Here is a 13,390-nt window from a genome sequence, read left to right as displayed (position 1 = left end):
CGCCCTCCCGCGAAGCGGGTTCGTGCATGGGTGGGAAGCGGTCAGTCAGCTTTCGGGATGACAGAAGATGGAAGCGATCTTCCGGTGTCGCAAAAATCTGTCGCGCAAGTCAGACTTTCACACCTGATTTTTTGCGACGGAAATTCCTCAGAAATATCTGTGACTTTGATCGGCAATTGCACTGATTACCAGCGCTATGTGGGCACTGTTAACGGCTGTATGAAGGTGTCGGGAGTGCGGCTGGCTTCGGGTTCAGCGCCACCCACCCGACGGCCAACTCGCATAACCGCCGAGTATCCCCGTATTTCCGCTTCACCTCACTGACAATTGTTGCCGCCTCTTTCAAATCAGACGGTGGCAGAGGCTTACCGGAGCCGAGGTGTGTCAGTAGCGCGTCCGCCATATGTTTAAATTCTGCATCCCAGTTTATGCCGCCATTGCCATCAAGCTCCCTGGCAATGCGTCCTGAAATACGGACGACTTCCCCTTGCACGGTGTTAGCCGCTCCGCTTGAAGGGACCAGCAACTCCCACAATTCCTGATGCCGATCCTCCCATTTGGCTGCCTTCGCTACAATGGATGACTTGCCATCATACATGCTCCGGCGTGGTATAGGTGGGACACCGAACAAGGTATTGAGTTTGTCGAGTGCAGCACCGGTCGCGTCTCGCGTGTCTGGATTGAAGCCGTTGCGGTGAAACTCGAAGTTCGTCGCGATGCGCCCCACAAAATCCAGCATTTTCGAGGAAATTCGATCATCACCTTTCTGACCTCGTCCCAGAAAACGTGAGGCGAACGAGCGGAGGCCTGTCTGATGGTGCGACTGTGCGGGCAACAATAGTTCTGCAATTTCAGCAATCTGTTGGATTTTCGTGTTACTGCATTGTTGAAGTGCAAACTCCAATGGGGTCAGGCCAGTATTGTTGGTGGCATCAATGCGGGCACCGTGCTCAAGCAAAATCCGGGTGGTTTGAACGTTACCCACTGAAGCAGCTTTATGAAGCGGAGTATCCCCCCTGCTATCGCTGCTGTTCACATCCGCGCCCAATTCCACCAAGATATCGATCTTTCCCTGCCAATGACCTGCACGAACGTGCAAGGGTGTTTCACCATAGTTGTCAGTCGCTGAAACATCCGCGCCGTTTGCGATCAGCCATCGCGCAACGTCATCCGGAAGCTCATTGAAAGCCAAGGCCGTTCTCTTGAAGACACCTTCTCGCGCGTTCACGACGCATGTCTCAAATACAGACTTGATCACGTTGGAATCGCCGATCTTCAGCAATTCCTCGAAATCCTTCGGCAGCGTCTTCTTCTTTGCTTTCGTCATCCTACAGACTCCATTGCGAAAAATATTGAAATCGCCCAAAGCTATCCGGATAGCTGGTCAATTCGTCTTATAGAGGGCTGCTCCGTTATGACGTAAGCCCCCGCAATCTGACGGCCCAAGGTTCGACAGACGGTCGGTCGCAACATCAAAAACACCTCGGCAAGATCGCTGATTGAATAGTCGCCAGTGTCGTACATTCGGCGCAGTTCCTTTTGCTGACGTTCGGAGAGCTTCGGCTTTTGCCGCGCAGCTGTCCCTTCGAACGGGCGAGTGCCATTCCCTCGCGCGTCCGCATACGGATCAGGTCGGCCTCGGAAATCAACGACACCCCCATCCTCTGAGCTAATCAAAAGAAAACGTCACGAACTGGTCGAGTTCGTCCGCCGGTCGGTAAGGCTCGCGACGGAGCGTTACCGAGCGTTCCTTGAAATCTGGGGCCGCCTCCGACACCGTACGGACCTCACCATTCGATGAGGTGGTGCTGAACCGGTAGAGCGAAACTGCAATATTGTCGAAAGCCGCCTCGTCAGAGCGGTATCGGCCCGGAGCCTCATTCGTGCGCTCGAACAATCTCAGCACTTCCAGAGCACTGCGCGAAAAAATAAGTGTGCCCTTGAAATTTGTCTCCTTATGTCGTGCCTCGACGGTGACCCCCTCGAGCTGGCCGTCTCGATATTCGAGCAAGATCGGCGTTCGTCCCGTGGTCAAGTTCTGCGTTGCAAGATTGGTTTGTTCGCGCGCAGCCCGTCTCACGGCCGCAATCGTATCCGCCGACATGGTTGCGCCGTACTGGGCTATTACGTCTTCCCCATCAGTCGCGACGTCAGCATGAGACATCAGCGGACTTGGCATGCCATAAAGGGATGCCATTGAGGAGACAGCCTCCGGCGATAGGCCGAAAGCAAGACGGCCGATCCCCTTATGCGGAGCAATAAGCCAATCATCGTTCATACTATAGCCTCGGGAGTTAAGTGGATCAGCGACAGCAACGGACCGCACTATCAACAGCGCAGACAAAAGGACCGTTCGTATATATCGAATCGCTGGCACGGAATTCCCCAAAACATGCGACATTTCCCCCAGTATATCAATGGCAGGTTTTTGGCGCTGTGCACAGGTCAATGAACGGCCGACATTGAGGCCGAAGCTGATAGCCGGTTGTCAGCTGAATGCCAAAGCTGGTGGCTCCGGCACATTGATAGCCGCGTCCGTGAACAGGTTCGGAAACAGGCGCTCCCGGTAGTCGAGCGCAAACGCAATTCGAACGGGTGATTTCGGCTATCTGATTTCAGGAAGCCCTGTTTGGCCAGATTGTTCAGTGTGTTCCTCGCGGTTCGTTCTGCAGTTCGACTGTAAGATCAGCCAACCCCACAGAGATGCTGTCCTCAAAAAATAAGGGTTCGATGCGTGCGGGTATATCGAGTATTCTTTGCCGATCTTGTTTGCCGGTGTCGCACTGGCGCTTAATGGTCTTCTTCTATCTGTGCGATGCTGCAAAGAGGCTTGGGCAAGCTTAAACACACGGCTCTAAAAACGCGATCATCTTGCTGGCTAGTGGAGCCGAGAACTCAGATCTAAAAACAATGCATCACACCAAAGTGCTATCCATCACGGGAGCAGTTTCGATTGCCCTTGCTATCACGTCGGAAGGAAGAGCGAGACGAACATTGTCATCACAGGCCTCAACTTCAAAATCGGCAGAGTCTCCAGCCCGGCAACAGATCAGCTCAAGTTGCCAATGGCCCTGCCAGCTCCCGGGACTGGCAAGGGAGATGACGGATGCGAGTTCCAGGGGCGAGACGGGGAATCAGGGAAACGCCATGAAGGCAGAGAGCTGTCACGACGGTTGACATACCAATCGTCAAGTCAGGGAGCGACGTCAATGACCAACATCTCCTGTGGGAGGATGGCCAAAGTGCCGGCGATAGGCTGCCGTAAATGCCGCCGCGTTTGAGAATCCAACCCGATTGCCCGCTTCGGCAATTCTCAAGCCGTGCTCGAGAATGAGAATACGACTCATCTTCAGTCTTTGCGTTCGCACATAACCAAAGATCGTCGTTCCGAAAACCGCTTTGAAGTTAGCCTGCAGCGTCGTGACATTCACGCCCACCTGCTTTGCCAGATTGAGTGATTTCGGGGGGTCTGTCAGCGACCGGTCCAGAATCTCGCGGGCGTGATGGGCACGATCATATTGGAGCCGACCGATATTTTGAACGATTCTTCGCTCATCACGCAACGCAATAGCAACCTCGAGAATAAACCGCAGAGCATGACTTTCATGGTAAAGGGTCCGAAGCTTTCCTCCATATGGATGGCTCAGGACATCTTCTGCTATTTCAATGATTTTCTGGCTCCAGGGCAGGTTCGCAGCGTGAAAGCCGGGGTTCAGGAAATCCTGTATCGGTGCAAGATCCTCGCCATCGAGCATATCACCGAAGCGCTCGAAGAAGACAGGTTTTACCGTAATTCCGAATGCGCGTGTCCGTTGGCCCGTCCGCCATGGCCGTCTGCAAACCGTCGGCTCACCGAACCCGATAATCGCAGCATGCTTTGGCTCATGCACTACCGGTGCATATCCGTCTACATGCATCGGCTCACTCTTACCGTCCAGCAGTACGGCGCAGACGAGCGAGCGTTCCATACCGACACTGAATGCGCTGTCTGCCAGATAAGTAATGTCATACCCTGACATCAGCAAGCCAGGCTGCACTTCCTCGGCTTTGAGTGAACCGGACATGGTCGCCGTATCGAGACCTGGATTCACATCCGGCTGACAATCGACAGTGATGGAGCGTTCTGCCGCGGCCCGCAGCAGATCTGACAAGGAGAACTCGCCAGTAATGTCCGAGGCAATTTTGCCCATGATTGTTCTCTCTCTTACAGACGAACCGCGATGCAATACTGCCGGGTCAGAAAATAAACCACCAATTCCCCTTATCGCGATAGTTTTGTTTGGTACTGCGATGCTCAGCGGATTGCGGCCAATTTCGTCACTCGTTAATACATGAATACTTTAGTCATATTTCATGCTGCTGGCGAGTCCTTATCTCGCCGGTACGCTACGGATTGCGGGGCGCAATATGGGGAATGGAAAATTCAGGGTGTCAGTGTCTTGTGGCCTGGCAGTTGTCGGGCTGCCTGTACTGGCATTGACGGGTGGTGCGGTTGCACAGGAAGGTACAACTGCCGACAACTCGATTGTACTGGATACTGTTGTGATTACCGGGCGCAAACGAACCGAGGTTGAAGAAAAAGCACCTGTGAGTGCAACCATCATCGGTTCGGAAGAAATTCCTGCTTCAGCGCTCGACGCAGGTGCCGCGATCACCCGGCAAGCACCCAACACGAATTTTATCGACTATACCCGGTTTGGAGAAACCTTCATCAATATACGTGGTGTCTCGACACTTGGCAGTCCCCTCAATTCGCTTGACTCGACAGTGGGCTACTCGATTGACGGTGTGCCTACCAGTGTCGGTGGCTTTGCCGCTCCGCTGCTCGACGTGGAACAAATCGAAGTATTGCGTGGACCCCAAGGCACAACCTTTGGCCGAAACGCTCTTGCCGGCGCAGTCAATGTCGTTAACCGGCATGCGGATGGCGAACGCGAATTGCGGGTTGATACCGAGGTCGGCAGCAATGGTCATGCATTCATTCAGGGTACTGCAGGTGGATGGCTCATGCCTGACACAGTGGCCGGTCGCGCTGCAATACGGCTACAGAAATACGACGGCGACATCCGCAATCCCTTCCTGGGCGAGCATCTCGGGGATGCGAAGCTGGGGGCTGCCCGGGGCACGCTCAGGTTTACGCCGGACGATACACTGACCATCGACGTGACCGGCAGCTATAGCCGCGACGAACGCGCAAATCCCGCGTATCTGCGCTTCGACATTCCCGGCTTTCCGATCAGCGGTGAAGACGTGCGCCCGGAGAATGAGCGAACCATCAGCCAGGGCACGATTACTATCCGCAAGGAATTCGACAAGTTCTCTTTCACCTCCACGACAAGCTATCAGGATATCGGTATTTATAATTACGGTGATTTCACCGATGCCTTCATCTTCGGCGGTGCAGCGGGTGTTCCACCCGAATTCATGCTCAATCCTTTAAATGACAAGATCGCAACCAAAGAGGATGAGCGAATCTTCACGCAGGAATTCCGTCTGAACTCTGCAGACGCCGCCGACTGGCAGTGGGTCGTTGGCGCGAGTTATCTGCATTCAGATTATAATTTTGATCGCGTCACCGGGACAGATTTCTTTCCGACCCTCAACGGGGTATTCGATAACGATGTCGTCAGTGATACCTATGCCGCCTTCGGCGACGTCACGGTGCCTCTCGGAGAAGGTTGGGAAGTCTCGGGCGGTCTGCGGGTTTCGCGCGACCGGCAGACATTCGACGGCAATTATGTATCAAACGGCTATCCGGGAACCCTGCCCTTCTTTACCCAAAGCGGTGAGATCAGCGATACGTATGTGACAGGCCGCGCCGCGCTGTCTTATCAATGGAGCGATGATGTGATGAGCTATGGCTCGATCGCACGCGGCTACTCCTCGGGCGGCTTTGAGAAGACGGGACAATATGCACCATTCGGCATTGCTTCACCGCCATTCCGGCCAGCCAGGGGCTGGACTTACGAGCTCGGCACCAAAGCGACCGTGGCTGACCGTGTGATGCTGCGCGGAGCTGTTTTCTACAACGACATTTCCGATGGCCAGCTTAGCGGCTTCGATGTAAGCACGCTGCAGGTGTTCATGACCAATCAGGATTTCCGCAGCTATGGCGTAGAACTTGGTGGCTCGGTTGAATTGACCGATGGCCTGGAGTTGGTGGGTGGCCTCGGCTATACGAAATCAGAGATGGTGCACGTCACACCGCAATCCATGCTTCCGGGAGCGCGCGAGGGAAATGCCGTACCTCAGGTTCCGGAATGGACTGCCAACATCGGCCTGAACTATAAGTTGCCGGGCTCGACCGTGGGCGTTTCCGGCGATTTCGCGGCAAACGTCAATTACCGGTATACCGGAACCCGTTTTTCGGATCTGGCCAATCTGGAGAAGATGGATGCCTACCACATTGTCAATGCACGCATAGGCTGGGACAGCGGAAAATTCGGAATTCATGCCTTTGTTAATAATCTGCTGGACGAACGTCCGCTCTCATATTCATTCAATTTCGCGCCGGATGTGAAGGGCGTTTATGTTGCCGGACGCGGCCGCGTTTTCGGGATAGGCGCTACAATGAAGTGGTAGATCTTGTGTAAAGACGGGTTCAAAAATAGAACTCGAATATAACGCCGGTGCAGCAACAAGTTCGCATTGGCGTTGTTGTTTTGTCAGCGGAATGCAAGACCTCGGTAGAATCAAGCAACCTGTATGGGTTCTGTCCTGGCAGTTTCCAACTTCCAGATCCGGGCAGCGCGTCGGCTCCCCCAATAGCGCGCAAAATATCCGCCCTCTGCTATCAGCGTTTCACGGGGACCAGCCTCGACGATCCTGCCGTTCTCGACGAAAACGATATGATCGGCATGAGCAATGGTTTCAACGCGGTGCGCCACGATAAGAACTGTGTGAGAGCTCAATCTTTGCAAGGCTGCCGTAATCGCCGCTTCATTGGCTGTATCGAGCGAACTTGTCGCTTCATCAAGCAGCAGGACCGGCGCGTTTTTGAGCAGTGCGCGAGCAATACTTACCCGTTGTCTCTCGCCGCCGGAAAGATTGCTGCCTCCCTCTCCAACGGCCGCATCCCAGCCGCCCAGCCGTTCAATAATTTCCTCGACTCCGGCAACGCGTCCAGCCTCACGAACCTGTTCGTCGCTCGCGTCCGGGTGGGCTATGCGAATATTGTCCGCAATGCTTCCCTCAAAGAGCTGGACGTTCTGGAATACGATGGCCAGTTGCTCCATTAAAGTTCCGGGCAGATAATCGCGCACATCCTGACCGCATACGCAAACCTCTCCGGCATCGACTTCATGAAACCTCGCGACCAAAGACAGGATAGTGCTTTTACCTGCACCGGATGGGCCGATAATGGCAGTTGTAGTTCCCGCCTCCACTGCGAACGAGATGTCTTCGAGTATTCTCTTGCCGACCTGTCCAAAGCTCACATTGCGGAATTCTATCGTAGCCGGCCCCGGCTGCGCATCTCTCTCAGGCTTGTGCAACAGGGGCGCGGCAAATATGTCAGCTGTTCTTTTCCATGCTCCCCTTGCCGTTTCGAGGGCCGGAAACAAGTTCGAGAGAACAGTGAAGGGCTCTAGATACCGGGTGATTGCAACGATCAGGGCCACCGACTGTACAGCATCTATTCGACCCGTTGCAAAAGAGGTCGCAAGTGCCGCGATCATCGCCACGAGGACCAATTGCATTGACAGCGAGAAAACGAGCGTACCGGGTACCGTAAACCAGAGCATGCGCAAGCCCGTATGTCGCTGGCTGTCAATAGCTGCACCAAGGGGTGTTCCGTCAAGGCCTGTTCTTCCTGCGGATCGTAGAACTGCCTGTGCACTGGCAAACTCGTCGGTGCGCTCGGCCACCTCTTCGGCAGCTGTGGAAAAGTCCGCTTCGGCACGCCGCATCAGCCGGGCACCCAGCACAAGCGAACCTAACAATAGGGGCACACCGCACAGCGCCACGACACCCAGCGGCCATGCAATGAAAAGCAGCCCCAGGCCGATCATGGCGGGCAGAACAATCGAAATGCCGATCTGACCGCCAAGGTTGACAAAGGCAGGGAAGAGTTCCGGCACGGCCCCGGCCAGCGCGGTCTTGGCTTCGGCTTGCTGCCTGGCGCCAAGCCAGCCAATCGGCACGGCCAGAAGATGATCAATCAATTTATCATTTATATTGCGTACAGCGTCAAACCCCAGATCAAAGGCCAGAATGACCAGCCTCCACTCCGCGGCCCATCCGGCCGCAACCACAGCAGTGAGATAGCCGAGCCAGGGAACGGCAGCACCAGGACCTGAAGAGAAAAGCGCCGAGAGCAAGGGGATCAGCAGCAGGGCAGCCATTGCGCGCATTGCTGCAGAAAAGAGAACGAGGACAATATAGACAGGGACATATCGCCTTGAGCTGGAGGATAAAATCGTCATGCCCTGTTTTCCGATCCGGCGTGCCACAGCTTACGATAAAGGCCGGGCGTGGTCATTAATTCCTCATGCCGCCCGCGCTGGACAATGCGCCCTGCCTCCAGGACTGCAATGAAATCGGCATGTATTACGGTATGCAGCCTGTGCGCAACGACAAGGACGGTGCGATGCCGGGTCAATGCACTCAGCGCTTCCTGAATGAGATGTTCGGATTCCGGATCGGCAAAAGCAGTTGCTTCATCGAGGATGAGAACCGCCGGATCGGCGAGCAGCAACCGGGCAATCGAGAGACGTTGTGCCTCTCCCCCCGAAAGATGTGCATCTTCGCCAACAACACTGTCATAGCCCCGCGGCGACGATAAAATCCTGTCATGTATACGGGCGGCACGAGCTGCCGCCTCGATATCCGCAATGGTGGCATCGGGTCGAGCAAGGCTAATATTCTCCCGGAGGCTGGCACGAATGAGCCTCACATCCTGAAAGACAAAACCTATGTTTCTTTGCAGAGCCTCAGGCCGCAATTCGCGAATGTCGATTTCTCCGTCACTGCCCGAAAGCAAAATCGCACCGCCCGTAACATCATGAAAGCGGCCGGGCAATGCAGCCAGCGTAGACTTCCCGGCACCACTTGGACCAACAAGTGCGGTCAGCGTTCCCGGCTCAAGATCAAGCGTAATGCCGTGAAGCACAGGCTTTCGCGAACGGTACCCGAAGGACACATCGCGGAAGCGCAGCGCAATGCGTCCCTGCGGCAAATCCCGGATCGACCGGCTATGGTCCAGTTCAGTCTCCTCGAGCAGAACCCCGATCCGGCTGGCAGCGGCCCGCGCGTCCCGCCACGGCACAAAACCATAGGCAACCGCCATGATCTGGCTTCCAAAGGCCGCGCCGAGAAACAGGAAGGGCAGCAGTTCCGCTGACGTCATTCCGTCCGTTGATATACGCCATATTCCACCAGCCAGGATCAGCAGCGTAAATGTGGGCGGCTGGATGGCCAGTTGTGAAAGCACTTTGCGACCGGCCATAGGGCGTTGCCAGCCATTCAGGAAATCCGCCTGGCCGGCAAGAACCTGACGTAACTGACGCCCGTCTCCGCCAAACACCCGGACCACCGGAAGTGCTCCGGCAAAGGCTCCGGCGGCGGCCTGCGTCCTGTTTTTCCACTCTGCCACCTTGGCGAGATTGTCACCATTGCCGCGCAGCATCATGCTGAATATGATCACGAAAGCCAGCAATGGCAGGAACAGCACGCCTGCCAACGCGGCATCGACAGTGAACAGATAGCCAATAACCGCCAGGGGCGTTACCGCTCCTGCCACAATGTCCGGCACAGCATGTGTCACCGCATAATGGAGGCGCCCCGCATCGTCCTGCACTGCCTGCCGGACAGTCGCCGTATTGCGGTCTGAAAACCATCCGAGTGGCAGTCGTGCGAGCTTTGAGACAATTGACCGCCGCAAGTCACGCCCGAAACGCGCGTCAACAGCATGGAGCCAGAGCAATAACGCCGTTGACAGGCCGGCGGCGCTGCCGAACAGTACCAGAGTGGCTATTACCGGTATCCGGTAGTCACTCCAGGAGGACTGGCCTTCCAGAAGTTTGCGGCCGATCTCGGCCAGCAGGATAAAAGGGACAAGCTGCAGCAGGGACACCATTGCCTGCAATATTCCGGCAACACGCAGTTTCCAGCGCAAGGATGCGAGCAGTTCTTTTCCACGCTGCGAGCGCCAGCGTGCTGATAATACAGGTGGCCGGGAGGTTGGCAATTCCGGCATGGCCGGAGCAGGTTTGACAGCAGAATTCTCGGCGACGTCCTTGCCACTATTCTTCTTCAGCCGCATGGCCTTGCCGCGCATCCAATACGCCCGATGCTGAATATCGACCAGAGGGAAGCCGTGCTGTTGGTTGAGCGTAAGCCTGATATGCTTGACCATACCGGATTCGCCAGCCAGCCAGGCATGCCAGTTCGACCAGTCCCTGACGGGGATAGCTGCAGCTAACGCTTCCGGGTTCCCCGGCGCTAGCCAGTTTACATGTGCACCCGGATGATCCGTAACCGGAATTGTTTCGTCACCCGGGGAAACTGCCTGAATAACCACGACAATCTCTGCTTCATCCGGCAATATTTCAAGAATGCTGTTAATGGCCGGTATTGCCGATGGGTCGCCTATCAACAGATAGCCTTCAGGATCGGGCTCCGGGACCTCAAATTTTGTATAGGAGATATAGGACGCGGTAATCGTATCCCCCGGCTTCGCGGCTGCAGCCCAGCTTGCCGCGGGACCGGCCGGGTGGTGCATCACGAAATCAAGCGTGACTTCTCCCGTCTTCGGGTCGGGATCTATGAGCGTGTAGCCACGCTGATGGACCTTGCCGGAACCATCCGGGTCCGGCGCCCATAATCTCAGGAAGCTCGCCGTCGGCGTAGAACGGCCGTCAATCATCGTCGGTGCATGAAGACGGATGCGCCGGAAACCCGGCGTTACATCGTGAGTCCAAACAACTGTCATAACGTGATCTGTTGCCCCGAAGGCTTTCATCACCGCCCTGTCGAAGCTGCTCATCTTGATCAACTTGCCTTTTTGGAAAGTGCGCCAACGGGGCCAGGTAATTTAAACGGCCGTTCTGCGCAATTTGCATCTCGCATTCTCATACGTTGGAGCAGACGGGCTTTGCAATTGTCTGACTATGGCCGCAATCAGCAAAACTATCGCGAGACGAAAAACATCACTTGCCCGTCAGCATCATGATTTGCGGTGTGCGTTGCTACGCTCCATGAGATTCGACAACTCCGGGTCGATACCATCAAGCGCTTCAATTGCAGAGCGCGTATCATAGAGCCGCTCGTCCTGACCCATCTTGAATTTCGCATCGAGGCGATCAACCGGAACTTCAAAGCCGATAATATACGGCAAACGCCTCCCCATGCCGCCAGCTCCAAGCTCCTTCAATTGCCAGCGCTTCTCGCGACCTTTCTCAAGAATATCGACAAGTTGTATGAGGTGGCGCACGAGCCCGGCCTCATCGAGCAAAACCGGCCGTCCATGCGCATGAACAACCGCAAAATTCCAGGTGGGAGCACTGTCGCGGACAGGCTGCGCCGGATACCAGGACGAAGAAATATAACCATGCGGTCCGTGAAAAATGACCAATGTGGGCAGTCCTTCCAGGATCAGGCTGCTATGTTCGTTTGCCCTGGCAAGATGGGTGATCAGCGTACCGTGCGCGCCGCGCGTTTTGTCGAGTATTATCGGCAGATGCGAGGCGACAGGACCATCCGGACCATTGGTCACAACTGTTGCGAACATTGCCCTCTCGATCAGCTCGAAGATATTCTCACGGGAAAGAGCGGAAAATTCGGGTTTTGTGTACATGTCAGCTTCTTTGCGCCTGAATAGCCGGGATAAGGCCATTGGGCCGGACAAGGAGGATGAGGACTACGCCGGAAAGCACCATCGCGTCCTTGAACGGAGCAAGCGCTGGCGGCAGCGAAGCCTGCAGTGCAACCTCGATGATCCCGAGAAGCAGGCCGCCTGCAACTGCGCCCGGCAGGCTGCCCAAGCCGCCGACGACCGCTGCAATGAAGGCTTTGAGCACAGGCGTGAAACCCATCATCGGGTCAACGGAAGCACGTTGTGCCACCCACAGCATGGCAGCCAGACCTGCGAGCAGTCCCGACAAGACAAAGGCCGTGGCGATGATGCGGCTGGCGGGTATTCCCATCAGCCGCACCACATCGAAGTCCTGCGCGGCGGCGCGCATGGCTGTACCTGTGACAGATTTGCGCAGAAATAACTCCAGAGCGAGAAGGGCGACGATCGAAACACTGATGGAAATAGCCGGACCGACGCCGACCGTCATATCACCGAAGGAAAAGGCACCCGTCATCCAGCCCGGCATGGCGATAGCTTGCGGGCGCGCGGAAATTCCGTTTTGCAGCACGACTTTCAGCAGGCTTGAAACTGCAAAGCTGGTGAGGAGCAGGCTGGTTACGCTTGCTCCGCGCATCGGGCGGAAAGCCACGCGTTCCATAAGAAGCGCAGCAATGGCCGCGCTGCACAGAGCCACCATCACCGCAAGCGGAAACGGACAGCCCAGGAGAAGCATTGCCAGCAGTGAATAACCTGAAATGGTCATCAGCTCGCCATGGGCAAAATTGATGAGGCCGACGATGGAGAATACGATGGCGAGGCCGAGGGCCAGCAAGGCGTAGACACCGCCCAGACTGATGGCGTTGATAACCTGCTGCATTATCATCTTTTTTCTATGCTCCGAGATAGGCCTGCCTCACGAGATCGGAATCTGCCAGTTCCCTTGCGGTGCCGGACAGCACGATCTCGCCATTGGCCAGAACAGTTGCATGATCTGCAATTTCCAGAGCCAGAGCGACGTTCTGCTCAACCAGCAAAACCGTCAGCCCCGTGCGCCGCAAATCCGCAATGAGATCAAAAACGACGTCGATCATCTGTGGCGCAAGACCCAGTGATGGTTCGTCCAGCAGCAATAATTTCGGCTTCGACATCAAGGCGCGGGCAATTGCCAGCATCTGCTGCTCGCCGCCGGAAAGGTTGCCGCCCTTAACCCGCAGGTAACGGCGCAAGACGGGAAACAAATCCAGCATTTCCTCCTGCCGCTGCTTCGCCTCTTGAGCGGGCAGATGCATTGCCCCGCCAAGCCGCAAATTATCTGCAACGGTGAGCGCCGGGAATATGCGCCGCCCCTCCGGAACCAAAGCCATGCCCTTGCGGGCGATGAGCTCGGCAGCCATTCCCGTAATGTCCTGCCCGTCGAGGACGACTTTGCCCGCTACGGCAGGTATCAGACCTGCAATAGCTCCCAGTGTCGAACTCTTGCCTGCCCCGTTGGCACCGACAAGCGCAACGATCTGGTTTCTGGCAATGGCGAGATCGACACGGCGAACCGCCTCGACCTCCCCATACCTGATCTCCAGTTTCTCCACCGTCAGCATG

The 13,390-nt window shown here is 55.9% G+C and carries 9 protein-coding genes and 1 pseudogene; 1 reads left to right on the top strand and 9 read right to left on the bottom strand.

All coding sequences use genetic code 11. The features are described from left to right. Positions 1 to 208: 208 nt before the first annotated feature. From ABKW30_RS08055 to ABKW30_RS08040, 4 genes and pseudogenes are all read right to left on the bottom strand, one after another. On the bottom strand, positions 209 to 1,327 hold the full coding sequence (locus ABKW30_RS08055) for an ankyrin repeat domain-containing protein (RefSeq protein ID WP_348598162.1): 1,119 nt from the start codon (positions 1,325 to 1,327) through the stop codon (positions 209 to 211). Positions 1,328 to 1,669: 342 nt separating this feature from the next. Beyond that, positions 1,670 to 2,278 carry a hypothetical protein gene (locus tag ABKW30_RS08050; RefSeq protein WP_348598161.1) on the bottom strand — a complete coding sequence of 203 codons (609 nt, stop codon included), beginning with the start codon at positions 2,276 to 2,278 and terminating at the stop codon, positions 1,670 to 1,672. 637 nt (positions 2,279 to 2,915) lie between these two features. Beyond that, positions 2,916 to 3,106, bottom strand: a pseudogene (locus ABKW30_RS08045) (hypothetical protein); the annotation flags it as partial. Between the two features lie 100 nt (positions 3,107 to 3,206). Next, positions 3,207 to 4,190: an AraC family transcriptional regulator gene (locus tag ABKW30_RS08040; RefSeq protein WP_348598159.1), complete on the bottom strand. Its 984-nt coding sequence runs from the start codon at positions 4,188 to 4,190 to the stop codon at positions 3,207 to 3,209. A gap of 238 nt (positions 4,191 to 4,428) precedes the next feature. Between ABKW30_RS08040 and ABKW30_RS08035 the strand changes: the two genes are divergently transcribed. Beyond that, the gene (locus ABKW30_RS08035; RefSeq protein WP_348598157.1) at positions 4,429 to 6,582 is read left to right on the top strand and encodes a TonB-dependent receptor; all 2,154 of its coding nucleotides are present in this window, start codon (positions 4,429 to 4,431) and stop codon (positions 6,580 to 6,582) included. A gap of 110 nt (positions 6,583 to 6,692) precedes the next feature. On the opposite strand, the gene ABKW30_RS08030 is transcribed toward ABKW30_RS08035, so the two are convergent. The 5 genes from ABKW30_RS08030 to ABKW30_RS08010 form a co-directional block, all read right to left on the bottom strand. Beyond that, the gene (locus ABKW30_RS08030; protein WP_348598155.1) at positions 6,693 to 8,423 is read right to left on the bottom strand and encodes an ABC transporter ATP-binding protein; all 1,731 of its coding nucleotides are present in this window, start codon (positions 8,421 to 8,423) and stop codon (positions 6,693 to 6,695) included. Next, complete coding sequence (locus tag ABKW30_RS08025; protein WP_348598153.1) at positions 8,420 to 10,984, bottom strand: ATP-binding cassette domain-containing protein; 2,565 nt, start codon at positions 10,982 to 10,984, stop codon at positions 8,420 to 8,422. The genes ABKW30_RS08030 and ABKW30_RS08025 overlap by 4 nt, the downstream gene beginning before the upstream one ends. A 180-nt stretch (positions 10,985 to 11,164) precedes the next feature. Continuing rightward, entirely contained in the window at positions 11,165 to 11,794 is a 630-nt protein-coding gene (locus tag ABKW30_RS08020) for an FMN-binding negative transcriptional regulator (protein ID WP_348598151.1), read from the bottom strand. Position 11,795: 1 nt separating this feature from the next. Further along, a complete protein-coding gene (locus tag ABKW30_RS08015; protein WP_348598149.1) occupies positions 11,796 to 12,671 on the bottom strand; it encodes a branched-chain amino acid ABC transporter permease in 876 nt (291 codons plus the stop codon). 13 nt (positions 12,672 to 12,684) lie between these two features. Beyond that, positions 12,685 to 13,389: an ABC transporter ATP-binding protein gene (locus ABKW30_RS08010; RefSeq protein WP_348598147.1), complete on the bottom strand. Its 705-nt coding sequence runs from the start codon at positions 13,387 to 13,389 to the stop codon at positions 12,685 to 12,687. Position 13,390: the final 1 nt, after the last annotated feature.

Origin of the sequence: Phyllobacterium sp. SB3, assembly GCF_040009165.1 — a bacterium.
Classification (GTDB): Bacteria; Pseudomonadota; Alphaproteobacteria; order Rhizobiales; family Rhizobiaceae; genus Phyllobacterium.
Note: the sequence above shows the minus strand (reverse complement) of the source record. Positions and strands in the feature narration are given on the sequence as shown.

Bases quoted from the DNA above. Each gene is read 5' to 3' on its own strand.
- ABKW30_RS08020 (WP_348598151.1), bottom strand. From the start codon at position 11,794: ATGTACACAAAACCCGAATTTTCCGCTCTTTCCCGTGAGAATATCTTC.
- ABKW30_RS08010 (WP_348598147.1), bottom strand. From the start codon at position 13,389: ATGCTGACGGTGGAGAAACTGGAGATCAGGTATGGGGAGGTCGAGGCG.
- ABKW30_RS08055 (WP_348598162.1), bottom strand. From the start codon at position 1,327: ATGACGAAAGCAAAGAAGAAGACGCTGCCGAAGGATTTCGAGGAATTG.
- ABKW30_RS08025 (WP_348598153.1), bottom strand. From the start codon at position 10,984: ATGAGCAGCTTCGACAGGGCGGTGATGAAAGCCTTCGGGGCAACAGAT.
- ABKW30_RS08030 (WP_348598155.1), bottom strand. From the start codon at position 8,423: ATGACGATTTTATCCTCCAGCTCAAGGCGATATGTCCCTGTCTATATT.
- ABKW30_RS08050 (WP_348598161.1), bottom strand. From the start codon at position 2,278: ATGAACGATGATTGGCTTATTGCTCCGCATAAGGGGATCGGCCGTCTT.
- ABKW30_RS08015 (WP_348598149.1), bottom strand. From the start codon at position 12,671: ATGCAGCAGGTTATCAACGCCATCAGTCTGGGCGGTGTCTACGCCTTG.
- ABKW30_RS08040 (WP_348598159.1), bottom strand. From the start codon at position 4,190: ATGGGCAAAATTGCCTCGGACATTACTGGCGAGTTCTCCTTGTCAGAT.